Below are 16,699 nucleotides of genomic sequence, written 5' to 3' on the forward strand. Positions count from 1 at the left end.
TAAAGATAAGATTAACGGCTGGCACAAAACCCTACCGAAGTGTTGGATTGGCCCGGCTGCAAGGTGGCATTCCAACTTAACCCAGTAACGCTAAGTGTGTTGCCAGTTTGGCTCCAGCTGCCGCCCCATAAATTACTAATGTCACCGTCTACCTCAAGCTCGACGCTCCAGGTTTGCGGCTCAGCACTGGTGTTGGTCAACACAAGATTCGCGCAGTAGCCGCTGCCCCAATCTGAGTTTATATTTACACTGGCCGTCACCACAGGAACAGGCTCTGCGAGGGCCTCCTGATAGCTAAAAGTTGCAAAGGGGTAGCGCCCCGGGGCAGTAAAGCTGGTAATAAAATCAAACTCAGTTGAGTAGAGCAGGGCCGTGCTATCGTAAACACTGGAGGCCAAGAGTTTGCCCTGTTGAATATCCAAATCTCCCAAGGCGGAGCCGGTATCAACGGCTTCAAGTAGCTGGCCGGTCGAATTAAATTTGCTGATCACGCCATTCCAGGCCGCCATATAAATGTTGCCGTCAGCATCGGCGACCACTGCGCGAGACCCGGACGTATGACCGAGATCAAGGCTCGACACTACTGACATATCTTCAGGATCTATGATCAGCAAGTCACCATAGGTGTTAGTCAACCCATACAGCAGGCCATCTTCCCCTATTGTTAAGTCAATAAACTCATACGCGGGTAAAAAGCGCTCGGCAGCAGCCAAATCGGCGGTAAAGCGCACAATGCCTTGCGCTGCGCCACCGCTGCCAGTGCTCATATCGCCCACAAAAATGTAATCTTCGGTTGCCGCTATTCCGCCGAATGAAATATTGTTCGCGATTGACCAGCCTTCATACTCGGCGTTCTGCCAAACGCTACCATCAAACACACTTAAGGTCGGTGTAAAAACCCCATTGAATACGGCAATCTTCGTTTCTGATATGGCAATAATATCTCTCGCTGTAGCACCCGAGGTGATCGCGGGAATTTCTACCGTTTCTAAAAGTTCGCCAGAATACGCATAACGATTGATAGTGTTCTGCGCCGAAACAATTATCGAGTCCAGTTCCAGGGCTTTGACCGGAGCAGTAACACTGGCAGCCACAATAGCCGCGCTGAGGGTGAAAATCTTTTTCATTGTAGAATCCTTTTCTAAGTATTTTTTCATAGGAACGATTAAGCAAGACATACAGAATCGGCCGATCACTGACATATCTGAGACAAGCAAATACTTAACGCCTCGTCACACGATTAGCTGATACGGATATCGCCTGTAAGCACTTTAGAAGGAGGGATAGAACGCGAAATACTCTGAAGCGGTTCCATGCTTCCTATCAATAATCCTATGAGTCGGTAATTTGCCTAAATTTTTAACTCTTGTCTAGCGCTACGTAGCTTCTTGGCGGATTATTAAATCGGTGTTTGTTTTTCGCGTGCACTAAAAGGCCAGGGGAAACCATCGACGTAAAAAATACGTTCTTACTGAATGTGAATGAGGCTGGTTTAGGAAAATATCGCCCCTGCGATTTGAGTTTTAGTGGTAGCAAGTCGCAAAAGCGATTACTGCATGGCCGCTCTAAAATCATCTCGGTAACGGCGTGACAGTGGCAGGTTGGCGCCGCTTTTTAGGGTGATGACGTAGTCACCAAATTCGGTGGGCTGCAGGTGGTCTACGGCCGATAGATTGACAATAAACGAGCGATGAATCCGCTTAAATAGACTGCAGGGTAGCTGCCGCTCCAGTTTGGCCATGGTAATGCGCATGGGGTATACCCGGCTGCCCAGATGAAGGTTGGCGTAATTGCCAGAGGCCTCCACCCACTCGATATCCGCCACGTTAATTAAAAATTCTTTGCCCAGCTTTCTTACCAGTAGACGATCGGGCAGCGGCGCGCTGGATTGCTCGCTTTCGTCCACATAACTGGCCTCGCCCTGTAAGCGCCTGGCGATAAATTGGTACCCCGAAATAACCACCACCAGAGTTAGGTAGCTCATGGCATCTTTTCGGAATTCGTACAAGAACTCGTAGGCTGGGTCGCCAAAATCGTAATGTGAGCCCATGGCCCGGTAGCAGAGTATCCGCAAACCAACCATACCGCCCACATGAACCACCGAAAAAAGCACCAGCGCCGCGCCGTGAAAGGCCAACTGGGCGCCCAGGCTATATCTGGATTGTAGAAACCGAATCCACCAGGCGATGGGCCAGATGCAGAGCACAATCATAAAAATACTGGTGGCTTCCCAGCATATTGGCTCCCACAGCGGCAGAGGTTTACCCATTCTTTGCGCTTCCATCCACGCGGTGGTGGCGAGCAGGGCGGTATTAAGCAGCGCCCATATCAGCACCAGCGATGTTGACCACAGCCTGGGGTGGGCCAAAAAGTGGCGCTTTATGCGCTCGCGAGTTGCGGGCTGGGTTTTACCTTGGTTATTGATCACAACAGTCTGCCGCTTATCACATTTCTTATGAAATCAGTCACTTACAAAGCCCATATCAACACGCTTAAGGCAGAGTAGTGGAAGTTTACACGCTATCTCGGAGATCGCCCATGAGTATCCCCCCCGCTTGGCATCAACAACGACGCCATGAACTGGACTGGCTTAGAGTGCTCGCTTTCACGCTGCTTATTGCCTACCACATTGGTATGGCCTACGTCGCCGACTGGGGCTGGCACATTAAAAGCCAGCATCAGAGCGAAACCCTGCAGTACGCCATGTTGTGGTCCAACCAGTGGCGGATGTCGTTGTTGTTTTTAATCAGCGGCGCAGCGGTGTCTTACCAGTTACAAAAGCACTCGGGTATCCGCGTCATTGGCACCAACAGCCGGCGACTACTGCTGCCCTTGCTCTTTGGCACCCTGGTGATTGTCGCCCCCCAAGCCTATGTAGAAAGCAAAGTAGAGGGGGCAATCGGTGATATGTCGTATCTGACGTTTTGGCGCAACTATCTGGGTTACCCATTGGGCTTTAGCGATCCATTGCCACCGGTGTATCTGCGCCTGGAGCCAACTCAGGTGATCTACAACCACCTGTGGTATTTACTTTATCTATTTGCGTATATCGCGGTGCTATGGTTGCTCTATCCGTTGCTGGACAGTAAGCGGGCTCGATGTTGGGGGCAATGGCTGGGCGAGCGCACTCCCCAGTGGGTCATTATTATAGCTCCGGCGCTGGTGCTGTTCTCTATTGGCGAGCTGCTGTGGAAGAGGTTCCCCACCACGTTTCTTCTGCTGGATGATTGGTTTAACAACGCGCGCTACTTTTTTGCTTTCTTTTTAGGCTTTTTGCTGGTGCGCTCAAACAGCTGCTGGGGCAGCTTTGCACATTACCGGTGGTTAACCTTAATTCTGGCGTTAAGCGCGTACTTGGCCATTGCAGCCTATTCCAGGGGCGCTAACCCGTTTCCAGCTCCGCTGGAATTCTTAGGTGAAAGCCTCAAAGGATTTATATGGTCTGCTAATGGCTGGCTTTGGATAGCGACAATTCTCGGTTGGGCGCAGGCTTGGCTATCAAAACCCAACCTCAAAATGAGCGAGGTCAACCGCGCGATATTTTGTTTTTATATACTCCATCAAACCGTAATTATCGTGTTGCTTTACTGGCTTATGAGGTTTGAACTGAATATGGCTTTGGAGGTTACGGCACTTACCGTGTTGACGGTCGTGGTATGTATACTGTCCTATCTTCTGGTTCGGCGCATACCCGGGTTTAGGGTTTTATTGGGCGTTAATCGATAACTGGAGAAAGAAGAGTTCAGTGGCGTAGGTACGTTCACAATTCAAGAGCTGACCCAGGTGGCTCGAGTGTTTTGGATTACCTTTAATGAGCAGGCCGTTGGTGGTTACATAGCAACGGTTAAATTCTACCGACACGCCATATTGACTTTCCATCACACCTGTATAAGCATACAGTATATTTATATAGGTGTAGTGTATGTCTGCTTTAATCAAAAAACTCGCTATTTTGGCCGATGCCGCCAAATACGATGCCTCCTGTGCGAGCAGCGGTACCACTTTTCGCGACTCGGCTAAAACTAGCGGTATCGGTTCGTCTGGGGGCATGGGTATTTGTCACTCTTATACCCCCGATGGTCGCTGTATTTCTCTGTTAAAGGTGCTGCTCACCAACTTCTGTATCTACGAGTGCAGTTACTGCGTTAATCGTGCCTCCAGCAACGTACCCCGCGCGCGCTTTAGTGTCGATGAAGTGGTAAAGCTGTGTCTCGATTTTTATAAGCGTAATTACATTGAAGGGCTGTTTCTAAGCTCTGGCATTATTCAATCGGCCGATTACACCATGGAGCAAGTGGTGGCTGTCGCGCGAAAGCTGCGTATTGAGCACGGCTTTCGCGGCTATATTCATTTAAAAACGATTCCCGAGGCCTCCAAAGATTTACTGGCGCAAGCCGGCCTTTATGCCGACAGGCTGAGCATTAATGTAGAGCTGCCCAGCGAAGAGTCTTTGCAACAGCTAGCCCCAGAAAAGTCTACCGTAACCATTGAATCCACCATGGGGCGCCTGAAAGAGGCGATTAGTGAGCATAAAGCCGAGAAAAAAGAGCAGCGCAAAAAATCTACGAATCGTGCCAAGCGGATACCTGATTTTTCTCCGGCAGGCCAAAGCACACAGATGATCATCGGGGCTGACAACTCCAATGATGCGGTTATCTTGAATAAATCCCACCACCTGTATAAAAGCTATGAGATGCGGCGGGTTTATTATTCGGCCTTTAGCCCGATACCCGATGCCTCTTCTCAGTTGCCGCTAAAACCACCGCCTTTGATTCGGGAGCACCGACTGTATCAGGCCGATTGGTTGATGCGGTTTTATCACTTTAAGGTGGATGAAATCACCCAAACCACCAGCACTGATGACGGTATGCTGGATTTAGATGTCGACCCTAAATTTGCGTGGGCGCTGCAGCACAGAGAGTACTTCCCTGTGGATGTAAACCGCGCCGATTACGAACAAATATTGCGTATACCGGGGGTAGGGGTGCGAACAGCGCGGCGCATATTGCAGCAGCGGCGTTTTAAGAAAGTTCGGATTGAGGATTTCGAGCGCTTTAAAATACCCTTTAAAAAAATTCAGTTTTTTGTGCAAGCGGCTAACTACACTCCGTCTATTGGTGATGTAAGTTCTACGGCGATTAAGCAGCGCTGGTTGGCGCAATCTCAGGGCACGGCTTTCTTTGCTGCTGCGCAGAAGAAAAATCAGCTATCGCTGTTTTGAATATGTATTATTTCAATGTGAATCATTTTCGCGAATGGCGCCGCTGCGCCCGATCGCTTTTGCAGGCTCGCATCAGCCCCGATGAAATTGAGTGGGGTTCTGGCAACCAACACAGCCTGTTCGAGCCTATGGCTGATTCGCTTGATGAAATAGACAGTTTAGTTCCTGCAGGGCGAAAGCCCGCGATTACAATGCCCAAAGCGTTTGTGGAATTGGCGGAGACCGCGGCCTGCTATCGCGACAGCAAGAAGTGGCAGGTGTTGTACCGCCTAGCCTGGAAGCTACAAAACCATAGCCGCCATATTATTCACGACCTAACCGATAGCGATGTTATCGTTGCCCGCGACATGGCCAAATCAGTGTCTCGCGATATGCACAAAATGAAAGCCTTTGTGCGCTTTAATGATCTAGAGTTCTCCTGTTTACCCTCGCTGATTAATGCAGAGTCAGTTGAATTTTTAAAGCGGAATATATCAGGTGATGGTTCTTCTGGTGAGAGCTGCTTTGTCGCCTGGTTTGAACCCGACCACCTAATTGTAGAAAAGCTTTCGCCCTTTTTTGCCAAGCGTTTTACCGGTATGCATTGGTGTATTTTAACTCCGGATCAATGCGTATTTTGGAATCAAGCAGAGCTGCGCCTTGCTCCCGGCTGCGAAAAGCCGGCCGGTTTAGCTGACCCGATGCACGGCATGTGGAAAACCTATTATAAAAGCATATACAACCCTGCTCGCTTAAAAGAACAAGCAATGCAATCGGAGATGCCTAAAAAATATTGGAAAAATTTACCCGAAGCGGAGTTGCTGCCCGAGTTAATCGAACAATCCTCAGCGAGAACGCAAAAAATGCTGGAGAATGAGCGCACACCGGCCGATAGGCTCAGTAGAAAATCATCGGCCCTGCGCAACGCTCAGTTTGAGATTCAAAGAACACTCGAGAAAAAACGCCAGGAAGTGTCGAGCGCCCCACCCAAAAATTGACAGCTCGGTAGAGCGTATTTGCAGCGCTAGATATTGGCATAGTAGTGCTTCCCCAAAATCATTCGCGGGACACTGCGCTCCTTCATTGGTATCTCAATAGCGGGTTGAAGGTGACTAGACTTAATAAAAAGTTAGACGAGTAATTCTTGTTTCACAGTCTCCGTGACTGCATAGCTCTAGTATCAAGTAGTTTTCAAAAGGCAGTTGAGTTAAATATTCGGTCAGATCTTCAGCACCAATATTGTCACCATCTTCATAACAGCTAAAATAGTTGTCTGAGTCAAAGTCGCAGGTGAACTCTACTTCGCGTGCAGCATGACAATGGTCGTTGTGCTCGACACCGCACTCTTCGTCGATAACTCGAATATCACTATTGGATATTGTTCGGTCTTCGCTCAGGTAGAGGCGGGCATCAAACAATACAGCACCCTCAGAGCGCCATTCGATACGAAGCGACTGGCCCGGGTACAGGCTTGACTTATCGACATCAAAATCCTGAATATCCACCTCTAAGTGTCGGTTTAACTCTTTGGTAATCGGATCACTATTGCCCCCACAGGCGACTAACAACGTTATGCCGGTTAGCGATCCGATACACTTTAGTTGTCTTGAAAAATTCATAGGTATGTCCGTCTATAAGGTGACTACGTACATAATGCCTAACTGTGCGCGATAGTTTCGCCCCACCAGTGGACTATTATTGATTTCGCTGTCCAGCCGCTCATAGCGTGCGAAGCCGCGAACTGAGTGGCGTTTCCCCACCGGCACGTAAACTTGCAGCCCGGTGAAGTAGTTCAGTGAGCTATCCGCTTGATACTGATATCGACCAACCGATTCGTTGGTGTTGCTGGGCGAGACACCGAACACATGGGTTGCGTACTTATCTTGCAGCCAGTAGGCGCCAATTCGCGTGGATACCTGCCAACCCCTATTGTGCCTATAAACAGGTATGTCCGCCCTGAGAAGGGCGGTGCCACCTTCGGAGCGACCCTGAATATCTTGTGCCAGGCGTAAATGAAAGTAACTGTAATTGAACTGCATTCTGGCTGTGACTTCGCCCTTGGGACTTTTGTAATCGTTAAATACCGCATCGTCGGAGTCGTAATCAACCAGCGAAAAGTTACTTTGGTAGGTTTCATCGCGATAGCCAAGCCCGACCTCTACCTGAAGGTCGGATTGCATTAAGGTGTATTGAACCAGGCCTTCACCTACCCCAAATCCCCAGCGCCCGTAACGGGCCGTAACATAGGGCAAAGGCGTCGATTCAACCCCCACACCCCGCCAAGGCGCTTGAAAGCTAGCCCCGCCGCCGCCTACCTCAACGTGCCAACGGCTGTCCGCGTTGGTTTTCGATACTAGCATCAGGCTCAACAAGGTAGCTGTAAAAAGTAGTCGCCACATGATCTAATCCCTGTTTCCGGTAAAGGTTCCACTCAGTTTCGATGCAAAAGCGTACCCCTCGGATCCGGTAATCGCATGTGTCAATTGTCATGAATCCAGCCAAATTTTGATAATGACATATGACACATGCCAGCTAGGCGCTCACACAGGTAGAATTTAACGATGCCAAAGAAAAATGACTTTTTAGCGTCTTTATACGAACTGCGAACGTTGGAGCGAATACTGGCAATATGCACAGGTCTTATCGTGGCCTACTTGACGCTAACCTTTGAAGACCCCAGGGGCTGGGTGAAAACTCTGGCTGTGCCTAAGTACGTCATCGCCACCTTGCTTGCGGTGGTAACCAGCTACTTGGTCTTAGAGTTTTTTTGGGGTGGACTGGAAAAGCTAAGCCGATACCGCCGACATTTTTTTGCTTTAGCGTTTGCCGCCACCTATACACTGATGTTGCTGTATGAGCTGTCGTTCGTCAGCATTCTTACTATTCTAATGGTTAATCGCGCAACGCAAATATTCAGTTTGCCAACCTGCTTGGTTCTGGCTGTGGTACCGACAATGTCGGGCGGGCTAATTGATCACTATTACCACTCTATTCCCTATGCTATTCATGGTGCAATTTTATACGTACTTTTTAATTTAGCGATTTTGGTTATTGGGTTTGCGGTTATGTCTGAGCGCCGCGAGAAAGAACGATCTGAAAAACTTTTGCGTGAGCTAAGGGCCACTCAGTACTTATTGAGTGAGACCGCAAAGCAGGATGAGCGATTGCACATTTCCCGTGACTTGCACGACCAGGTCGGTCACCACTTAACCGCATTAAGTTTGCAACTGGAGGTGGCCATTAATGCTAAACCCGAACATGCATTGCAATACGTACATCGGGCTCGCGATATTTCACGTTTACTGCTAAGCGATATACGTGCAACGATTACTGATATCAGAGCCAATACCAATATTGATATAGAGCGCGCGGTTGCAAGCCTTTTACAGCCGACCGATGAAGGCCGTGTGTCTCTGAATATTCAAGATGACCTTAACTTGCAAAGCGCGACACTGGCCGAAACCTTGTTTCGATGTGCCCAAGAATCGCTGACCAATGCGCGAAAACACAGTAGAGCCACAAGTATTGAAATTTCTATTTTTAAATCTCACCAATCATTCGGGTTTTGCTACCGTGACAACGGAGGCGTTTCGGAAGGCTTTATTTGGGGTAATGGGCTAACCGGAATGAAAGAAAGAGTAGAAAATCTGGGCGGCACAATGGACATCGATTTCGACACCCGTGGTTTTAACCTGAATATAGACATTCCCAGTTAGGAGTTATAGCCATGACGATCAATGTCTTGGTGGTCGATGATCAAACCTTGGTTCGAGAAGGCATAAAGAGTCTGTTGTCGTTAAACAGTGATATTCATGTCTGTGGCGAAGCCTGGGATGGGCAGCAGGCGTTAGATATGCTTCAGTCCATGTCACCAAACGTGGTGTTGCTGGACATTCGTATGCCGGTTATGGGCGGGCTAGAGCTTTTACAGGCGCTAGAGAAAGAAAGCATATCGTTTAATATTCTCGTTTTAACCACCTTTGACGAGCACGACCTGGTGCTGGAGTGCCTCAGGCTGGGTGCCAAAGGCTATTTAAAGAAAGATGTAAGCCTTAATACCCTAGTCAATGCGATTAAAACCGTAGCCGAGGGTAAGAACTGGATGCAGCCAGTGGTGACCGAGCGTATTAAAAATCAGGTGCTGCCCGTAGGCGAGAGGCATAAGGTGATGGCATCACCGCTTACCGAGAAAGAGCAGCAAATACTACAATTGGTGGCAGCCGGGTATACGAATAATGAAATAGCCGGAGCGATCTTTCGCTCCGAGGGAACGGTGCGAAATCAAGTTTCTTCAATTCTCTCAAAATTAGAGGTTAAAGATCGTACGCGCGCGGTACTAAAGGCGATGGATTTGGGTATTCTTTAGTCAATCCTAACAGTTAAATCGAGCTTATCGTTCTGCTCTTCTATGATCGGTCCCGATCTGTAAGGTCATCGACAAACTAGCTGATTAGTCGTAAATATTGACGATTTATATTAACTTTCATAAAGGCTTTTTCGTCGAAAAATGCAGTGGATGCTAGCTCTTAGCACTTCGCTTAAATATAAGCGAAGTGCTCTTAGGTAGTTTTAAACGAATTATCCGCGTTTAATACGTACAACCTTCATAATCTCAAAATCCATCCCCGCGACCTTTTCGGTCTCGGGGTAGTAGGTCATATTCACCCGTGCGCCTTTTAGACTTTGATATTTGCCTTTGCGCTTAAACTTAAAGGGTACATCACAGTCCTCGACCATTACGGTATGCAGCACCCATTCACCCTGATCGCGCTGCACATGCGAGACGACTTTCATCATCTCGGAGTGGATAAGGTTTTGGTTTTTATCGATAAGTTTTTTAGGGTCTGATTTCATGGCTCTATTCGAGGAGAGTTATTGTTAGGTTCAATACAAAAGCCTTGCCTCACAACCTGCGTAAGACGTTCGCACACTCTGGCTAATTATTACAGGTTTTCCGGCTGATTCAGTAGCGCAATAAAGTGCGCGTTGACGCTTAGTATAATAAACCTGTCGCCAGAGCGCGGAATGCCTCGATAGCTTTGGGCAGTACTTTTTTGGGTGAGTCGCTGGCGGCCACCCACAGCGCCGCATTGAGCGCCGCACCATTGAGCAACCTGGCTGCAGCTTCGGTATCCACCGGTTTTACCGTTTTTTCCTGTATCAGCTTCTCCACAATGGCAATGGTAGCTTGCAAGCAACTGCTCTGGCTGGGCCACTGTGACGGGTCACCCAATACGGCGGGGCCATCCAGTAACACAATGCGCTGAACCTCGGGGTCTAGCGCTTTTTCAATATAGGCGGCTCCCTCGACGAGCAAGCCCTCCCAATCGCCCGCGGCGCTATTGCCCACGGCTTGCGCGTACTCGGCCATTTCTGAGTCCAGTTGTTCTACCACCGCCGCAAACAATCCGCGTTTGCTGCCAAAGCTGTGATACAGCGCCCCCCGGGTAAGACCCGCCTCGGCGGTCAGCTCATCCATAGACGCTGCAGCGTAGCCATGCTGGGCAAACGCCTTGCGGGCTGCGGTAATCAACTTGGCTCTGTTCTGGCGAGCACTTTCATCACGTTTATTCATGGGGACATTATCCCATAAAACATTTGACATACGTTGCGTATGTGAATTAATTTAACATACATGGCGTATGTTAAATCCATATTCGGCCTGAAATCTGAACCCGCTTCGCCCCCAAATGGTGAAATGCTAAATGATTTAATCTCATTGCAAAGGTACTCAATGATGCAGAAACAAGCGATATTCCCCGCTAACCGGCACGCCTTATACGAGGCCCACGGCTACTCTGCTGCCATAAAGTCCGACGACTTGTTGTTTGTCTCGGGACAGGTAGGTAGCCGTGAAGATGGCACTCCAGAGCCAAACTTTAAACGACAAGTCGAGCTGGCCTTTGCAAATTTAAAGGCCGTACTGGCGGGCGCAGGTTGCACGCTGGACGATGTTATAGACGTGACTTCTTTTCATACCGACCCAGAGAATCAGTTTGGACAGATCATGGAGGTCAAATCGCAGGAATTCAGTACGCAACCCTATCCCAACTGGACGGCGGTAGGCGTCAACTGGCTGGCAGGATTTGATTTTGAAATTAAAGTGGTCGCACGAATTCCGGCTGTACACTAAAACTGCTGGCAGCAGCTTTTCCTCTAGCCCATGGATACGTCATTGATGATTGCAATGCCCGACATGCGGCCGGTTTAAGCTGAACCAGAGCCGCCCGCTACCAAATCCCATAAATAGATCCCCGCAAAGCCTAAATAGAACAGCCCCGCTAGTGTCATGCTTACGGTGGCGATAATGCCGGGGCGTATGTCATGGGCCAGACGCGTGCGGTTAACATAAAGCGCCGTAAGCGCAATAAATGGAGTGTGTAATGCGGCGACTATGCCTGATGCCGACATAACTTTAACCGGGTCTTTAAACAGTAAAACTATAAAGACCGGAATAATGCCGGTTACGGTAACGACAAAAATTCTTTTTAAGGTTTTTCGCTTAAAAAGCGTGATACTCGTTTTATTGTTCAGCCAGTTTTCCAATGCGAGGGTTTTGCTAGACTTTCTACCATCGCGTAAGTCGCGGGTAAGGATTAACGTCATATCTGCGAAGCTTCTACCCCAGCCGTCCTGGTTGGCAAGCACGCTGCCGCCCAGAGCTATAATAATAGCGGCCAACAAGAGGTATTCACCCCAGCTTCCCCATACCTCAGAAAACAGGCTGGTTAAGTCCGTGGCAACATCAGCGCCCTTTGGAATGTCGCCGCCGCCGAGTAATTCAGCCCCCAAGATTAGAAATGCAGTGATCACCAACAAGCCGCCAACCACGCCTAATGTGGCCGCGCCAGTCATGACCTTAACCCAATCTTTTATGCGCTGAGACTTTACAACCTTGTTGTCATCCTCAGCAGCGGGGGCTGCCTGTTTACACTCGTCGTCTTTATCGCGGCTTTCCAGGCCTCCGCCAAAGCCTCTGGTAGCGGTCCAGTAGCCAAACCAAACAATGCCCATTGAACCGGCCAATATTGTTCCCACCCAAGGTAAAATGATGTACAGCTCGGACTCTTTAGGCCAGGCGGGTACTAAGCCTTCAGCCATTTTGGCTGTATCTGGTGAAACGACCAATGCCGCGGCGATGACCATAACCATTAATACCAACGCCATAATACGGCTTATGCGTTCGAGCGCCGAATACTGGCCGCCGGCTACCACCAGAGTGGATAAGCCAATTAAAACTGCTGCGTACAAAGTTGCGTTGCCCGGCAAAAAGCTTTGTAACGCACTACCCACCACGCCTGCTAAACCTGCAATACCGACACCGGCCGCCAACAATTGCGGCAACAATATAAACCACACCGCCCAACCTTTGGGGCCTTTTAAGCTGTACATTCCCTCCAGCATGGTTTGACCGCTGGCAATAGAATAACGGGCCATTTCCCGTATCATTACCCACATAAAAAAAACGACCAGCAGCAGTAACCACAGCAACTGGTACTCGTAGGCAGCGGCTACGCGAGGAGTAAACAAAATAGAGCCTGTGCCCACCGCTGATAACATCCACAGCAAACCTGGACCGTACCAACGTAACTTGTGCCAACCCTGGGGTGGCTGGGGCGTACAGGTTCGAACATGTAAGTTTTTCAAGATTTCCTCGCAATGTTTCAAAGATCTGCTCAGAGTGAGCGGTATGACAAAATTAGAAGCTACTCAGCAAATCTGAAGCCAGTCGCGCGCTTTAAATACGAATAAAAAGTACGTCGAGGATTGATGCCTTCGTCTCCCGGCCTGGGTGATTAGCTAATCGGAAGCATAGAGGCTTGGCGCGGTATTACGTAAAAAGCCGCAAGCTTCTGAAGAAAACTAAGGCCTGGAAAGCATGAGAAGAAGAAATACCCATCGCTGTTGAATACCCTAGACGTATAATTTCAATACCCACACTATTCATTTTCTTTGCCCCATCAAATTAATCCTACTTTCTCATCAGTCAAAAACGCTTGATTACGGTTCAAGTTCACCAGCCGCGGTACTAGGCGGAGCCTATAGGCAAAGAAATTGCTAACTAAGGTAATTCGGCTATGTAACGCAAAACAAAGAGCGAACCACCTATGCAGCGAATTGCAATTATCGGGAGCGGACCCACGGGCCTTTACACCTTGGCCGGTTTAATTGAGTGTGGGGTGCCGTTAAGCATTACGCTTTACGAGTCTCGCAAAGTGGCCGGGGTGGGAATGCCATTTGATGAGCACAACAACCATTCAGTGATGCTGGCGAATATCGCCAGTATAGAAATTCCGCCTCTGGCATGCTCTTACCTGGATTGGCTGCAAGACCAAAGCCATGTTTTTTTGAGCAAGTACAGGGTAAAAAAAGAGTCTTTGCATGATCGACAGTTTTTGCCCCGCGTATTACTTGGCCATTATTTTCACAATCAGTTGCAGCGGTTGATTGAGCGAGGCCAAAATAATGGTCACCACATTTGTGTGCAAGAGAGTAGTACCGTGGTTGATCTTGACGCACAAAGCTGCTGCAGGCTTTGGGTGGAAGGTCAGGCTGAGCCAGCTGAATTTGACTTTATTGTAGTCGCCACTGGGCACTCTTGGCCGTCTGAGTCAAAAAATAAGCCGGGGTACTTTGCAAGCCCTTGGTCTGGGCTAATTGAGAGTGATATTCCCGCGGCAAGTATCGGAATCAGGGGCGCGTCGTTAAGTGGCATAGATGCTGCCATGGCGGTGGCTGTTCAGCATGGACACTTTGTGGAACAGAGAAACAGTACCGAAAACGATTTGCAGTTTAAAGTAAAACCCGCAAGTGTCGACTTAAACATTACGCTAATGTCCCGTTCCGGTATTCTACCCGAAGCTGATTTTTACTGTCCCATTCCGCACCAGCCGTTAACCATAGCAACCCCTGAGGCGGTTAGCCGAGAGATCGGCGAAACTTCAGAAGGTCTACTGGATCGCGTATTTTCTCTGATGGTTCGCGAACTCCAACTCAATGCTCCCGAGTGGAGTGAGCGAATTGCACTACAGACACTGAATGCGAATAACTTTCCGGATGCCTACTTTTTATCGCGAAAAGAGCACAACCCGTTTAATTGGGCAAAAAAGAATTTGGACGAGGTTATAGACAATAAAAGAAACCGTCATACGGTCGCTTGGCGTTACACGCTACTGCGACTGCACGAAGCTATAGAGCCCGCCGTTACACATTTTAATGCGAAAGATCGCCAGCGCTTTAAGCAGGGGCTAAAGCGGGTGTTCATCGATAATTACGCTGCTGTACCGCCCGAGTCAATTCGGCGAATTTTGGCTCTTAGACGTGCGGGCGTCATCGATGTTAAAGCCTTGGGAGACGAGTACGAGTTGGAAACTCGATCAGGTAAAACGATTATACAAACTGACCACGAGCAACTAAGCTTTGATGTGTTTATCGAAGCGCGAGGGCAGAAAGCGGCTAGTCTGGAGGATTTTCCTTTTCCTCGACTGAGAAATCAGTTACTCAAGGAACATTACACTAAACCGCCGATCAACGATGATTTCACTCTTGCTCTCCCAAACAGTCAAGGCGAGCGCATCGCATTAGTTGCGCTACCTTACCTAATGCCAATCAAGCCTTTTGTCCAAGGCATTACCGTATGCGCCGAAATGGCTGAGGCGGTTAGCAAGAGTTTTATCGCCAGAATTTCTCAAAGTGATCTAAACGAAAGAAAGTTAGATGGAGTTGCTAATGATTGAGTTTGTAGAGCCACTTGCCGAATGGGGCGCGGCTATCATAGAAATAATAGGGATATTAATCATAGTCGTATCATCGGTCTATATATTAGCCTATGGTGCTTTCGAGGTAATTAGAAAGCGCGACTTTACCGAGATTTATGCTCGCGTCAGAAGTCAGTTGGGGCGGGGTATTCTGCTAGGTCTGGAGCTATTAGTAGCAGCTGATATTATTCATACTGTGGCGGTAGAGCTAACTTTTACTACCGTAGGCGTGCTGGCCATTATTGTCGTTATTCGCACCTTTCTTAGCTTTACCCTTGATGTAGAGTTAACTGGTCGCTGGCCGTGGCAGAACGCAACATCTGCAAAAAATCAGCGTCATGTTGAGTAAGACAAATAGGAAAATAATTGATGTTAGTGGTACACCAATGGGATACAAGCGAAATAAGCCGCGCTTGTATCCCACAATTTTGAAAATCTCTAAATGCATCCCGTAAAATTTTCGTTCACTTAAATGTGTTTCGCATAAAGCGCGAGTTAACCCCAACACAAGGCTTGGCTCGCTTTCGTGTGAGGCGCAGACAGCGCCTCACTACATGCTTTAATGGGGATTGATTTCGCCGCAGTCGCTACTTTGCCATTCGCCCTGGTGTGCGATGGTCATTTTTTCGGGCCGCCCCTGAAACTCGACGGTGGCGTTGGACTTTCCCGAATAGTGTTTGTCGCCATCAAAGGTGATGCTGCCGTCGGCGTCCGTATCGCCGCTGCAGATAAAGTGAATGGTGGTACTGTCACCGCTAGTATCGCGCGAGGTCTCTTCGCAGTGGTTATTTTCCATTAGTTTCAGGTTGCCCTGGGCGGCTTGTTCGGGGGTTAGGCAGGTTTTAAAAGCCTGACTTTTAAAGTCGAAATTCACCCCTCGGGATTTCATCATTTTTTCCATCATCTGCCGCTGCTCGGCGGGCATGTTCTCCATTTGTTGGCGCAGCTGGGCCATCATTTTCTCCATTTCACCGCTCTCACTGGTGAACTCAATTTTATGCTCCCAGAGGCCGGGTTTCATTTGTGACTCTGCGCCTTGCGCCAAGCCCGCCGAGAGTAGCAATGCTGCAAGTGTCGTTAACGTCCGAAAGCTGTGATTGGTATTCATCAGTGTCGTCCTTTTCGCCAGTGGATTGATCGAGCCAACCTATAAATTCTGCTCCGGTAAATGCGGCCATTTGAATGAAAATTAGCCGCGAGAAGCGATTATGCAGTACTGCTGAGTACTGACAATAGTTTATGCACCTGCTGAGTAATTTCGCTGCCCAGTGGGGTGAGGTAGCCGCCATCTGGCTGAGTGACAAGGCCGCGCTCGTGCAAGCGCTCGGCGGCCGCTACGGTGGCCGGATCGGCGGAATGTCGATGAACTTTTATGCCCTCTTGATTCGACGAGGAAGAAAATAGCGCGAGCAGGTTCAGTTCGTTTAGCTGGTCTTGTGAAAATGGCATAAGATACCTCTAATTGTTGTGGTGGTATTGGTGCCGTGGTCAGCATCCGCTTAGAGCAGCGCCTAGAGGTTATAAGAATAGACTGACTTTGCCTAAATGCACTATCAATTAAGCATTGCCAATCCATATTTGTGTGAGGCTATCGACTTACAGTGTGGGTGCAAGCATGTTTCGACGTGAGCGGTGGACTAGTGAAGGTCTGGAAGCTGAAGCACGCCTGTTGACGAAGCTTAACTTTGAGGGGTTTTTAGCGTTTCTGTCTGACGCCAATACAGCACAGGAACGGCAAGCC

Annotated in this window: 17 protein-coding genes; 8 read left to right on the top strand and 9 right to left on the bottom strand. The window is 48.9% G+C overall.

Features of this window, described 5'->3' with window-relative positions; all coding sequences use genetic code 11:
* Nucleotides 1–11: 11 nt before the first annotated feature.
* Nucleotides 12–1,127, bottom strand: a complete 1,116-nt coding sequence (locus NHM04_RS11010; RefSeq protein WP_254263845.1) for a cellulose binding domain-containing protein — start codon at nt 1,125–1,127, stop codon at nt 12–14.
* 422 nt (nt 1,128–1,549) lie between these two features.
* Entirely contained in the window at nt 1,550–2,428 is an 879-nt protein-coding gene (locus NHM04_RS11015; RefSeq protein ID WP_254263846.1) for a LytTR family DNA-binding domain-containing protein, read from the bottom strand.
* Between the two features lie 110 nt (nt 2,429–2,538).
* Between NHM04_RS11015 and NHM04_RS11020 the strand changes: the two genes are divergently transcribed.
* The 3 genes from NHM04_RS11020 (at nt 2,539) to NHM04_RS11030 (ending at nt 6,198) form a co-directional block, all read left to right on the top strand.
* Nucleotides 2,539–3,726, top strand: a complete 1,188-nt coding sequence (locus NHM04_RS11020; protein ID WP_254263847.1) for an acyltransferase family protein — start codon at nt 2,539–2,541, stop codon at nt 3,724–3,726.
* Between the two features lie 196 nt (nt 3,727–3,922).
* Nucleotides 3,923–5,221: a putative DNA modification/repair radical SAM protein gene (locus tag NHM04_RS11025; protein ID WP_254263848.1), complete on the top strand. Its 1,299-nt coding sequence runs from the start codon at nt 3,923–3,925 to the stop codon at nt 5,219–5,221.
* A 2-nt stretch (nt 5,222–5,223) separates the two neighbouring features.
* Nucleotides 5,224–6,198: a TIGR03915 family putative DNA repair protein gene (locus NHM04_RS11030; protein WP_254263849.1), complete on the top strand. Its 975-nt coding sequence runs from the start codon at nt 5,224–5,226 to the stop codon at nt 6,196–6,198.
* A 120-nt stretch (nt 6,199–6,318) separates the two neighbouring features.
* On the opposite strand, the gene NHM04_RS11035 is transcribed toward NHM04_RS11030, so the two are convergent.
* Nucleotides 6,319–6,819, bottom strand: coding sequence for a hypothetical protein (locus NHM04_RS11035; RefSeq protein ID WP_254263850.1), 501 nt, complete (start codon nt 6,817–6,819; stop codon nt 6,319–6,321).
* Between the two features lie 12 nt (nt 6,820–6,831).
* Entirely contained in the window at nt 6,832–7,599 is a 768-nt protein-coding gene (locus NHM04_RS11040; RefSeq protein ID WP_254263851.1) for a MipA/OmpV family protein, read from the bottom strand.
* 162 nt (nt 7,600–7,761) lie between these two features.
* Between NHM04_RS11040 and NHM04_RS11045 the strand changes: the two genes are divergently transcribed.
* The gene (locus NHM04_RS11045) at nt 7,762–8,916 is read left to right on the top strand and encodes a sensor histidine kinase (protein ID WP_254263852.1); all 1,155 of its coding nucleotides are present in this window, start codon (nt 7,762–7,764) and stop codon (nt 8,914–8,916) included.
* Nucleotides 8,917–8,927: 11 nt separating this feature from the next.
* Complete coding sequence (locus NHM04_RS11050; RefSeq protein WP_254263853.1) at nt 8,928–9,566, top strand: response regulator transcription factor; 639 nt, start codon at nt 8,928–8,930, stop codon at nt 9,564–9,566.
* Between the two features lie 212 nt (nt 9,567–9,778).
* Here NHM04_RS11050 and NHM04_RS11055 read toward each other — a convergent pair whose 3' ends face one another.
* Nucleotides 9,779–10,054 carry a hypothetical protein gene (locus NHM04_RS11055; RefSeq protein WP_254263854.1) on the bottom strand — a complete coding sequence of 92 codons (276 nt, stop codon included), beginning with the start codon at nt 10,052–10,054 and terminating at the stop codon, nt 9,779–9,781.
* Nucleotides 10,055–10,193: 139 nt separating this feature from the next.
* Nucleotides 10,194–10,775: a TetR/AcrR family transcriptional regulator gene (locus NHM04_RS11060; RefSeq protein ID WP_254263855.1), complete on the bottom strand. Its 582-nt coding sequence runs from the start codon at nt 10,773–10,775 to the stop codon at nt 10,194–10,196.
* 159 nt (nt 10,776–10,934) lie between these two features.
* Here NHM04_RS11060 and NHM04_RS11065 point away from each other — a divergent pair, with 159 nt between their 5' ends.
* On the top strand, nt 10,935–11,333 hold the full coding sequence (locus NHM04_RS11065) for a RidA family protein (RefSeq protein ID WP_254263856.1): 399 nt from the start codon (nt 10,935–10,937) through the stop codon (nt 11,331–11,333).
* 74 nt (nt 11,334–11,407) lie between these two features.
* Here the strand turns inward: NHM04_RS11065 and NHM04_RS11070 are convergent, their stop codons facing one another.
* A complete protein-coding gene (locus tag NHM04_RS11070) occupies nt 11,408–12,868 on the bottom strand; it encodes an Nramp family divalent metal transporter (RefSeq protein WP_371872543.1) in 1,461 nt (486 codons plus the stop codon).
* Between the two features lie 440 nt (nt 12,869–13,308).
* Between NHM04_RS11070 and NHM04_RS11075 the strand changes: the two genes are divergently transcribed.
* Both NHM04_RS11075 and NHM04_RS11080 read left to right on the top strand, forming a co-directional pair.
* Nucleotides 13,309–14,937, top strand: a complete 1,629-nt coding sequence (locus NHM04_RS11075) for an FAD/NAD(P)-binding protein (RefSeq protein ID WP_254263858.1) — start codon at nt 13,309–13,311, stop codon at nt 14,935–14,937.
* Nucleotides 14,930–15,307, top strand: coding sequence for a DUF1622 domain-containing protein (locus tag NHM04_RS11080; protein ID WP_254263859.1), 378 nt, complete (start codon nt 14,930–14,932; stop codon nt 15,305–15,307). The genes NHM04_RS11075 and NHM04_RS11080 overlap by 8 nt, the downstream gene beginning before the upstream one ends.
* A gap of 210 nt (nt 15,308–15,517) precedes the next feature.
* Here NHM04_RS11080 and NHM04_RS11085 read toward each other — a convergent pair whose 3' ends face one another.
* Together NHM04_RS11085 and NHM04_RS11090 are read right to left on the bottom strand one after the other, a co-directional pair.
* Nucleotides 15,518–16,066 (bottom strand): DUF3617 domain-containing protein, encoded by a 549-nt coding sequence (locus tag NHM04_RS11085; RefSeq protein ID WP_254263860.1) that lies wholly within the window; start codon nt 16,064–16,066, stop codon nt 15,518–15,520.
* Between the two features lie 98 nt (nt 16,067–16,164).
* Nucleotides 16,165–16,407 (bottom strand): TIGR02647 family protein, encoded by a 243-nt coding sequence (locus NHM04_RS11090; protein WP_254263861.1) that lies wholly within the window; start codon nt 16,405–16,407, stop codon nt 16,165–16,167.
* Nucleotides 16,408–16,699: the final 292 nt, after the last annotated feature.

This window comes from Gilvimarinus sp. DA14 (assembly GCF_024204685.1).
Lineage (GTDB): Bacteria > Pseudomonadota > Gammaproteobacteria > Pseudomonadales > Cellvibrionaceae > Gilvimarinus.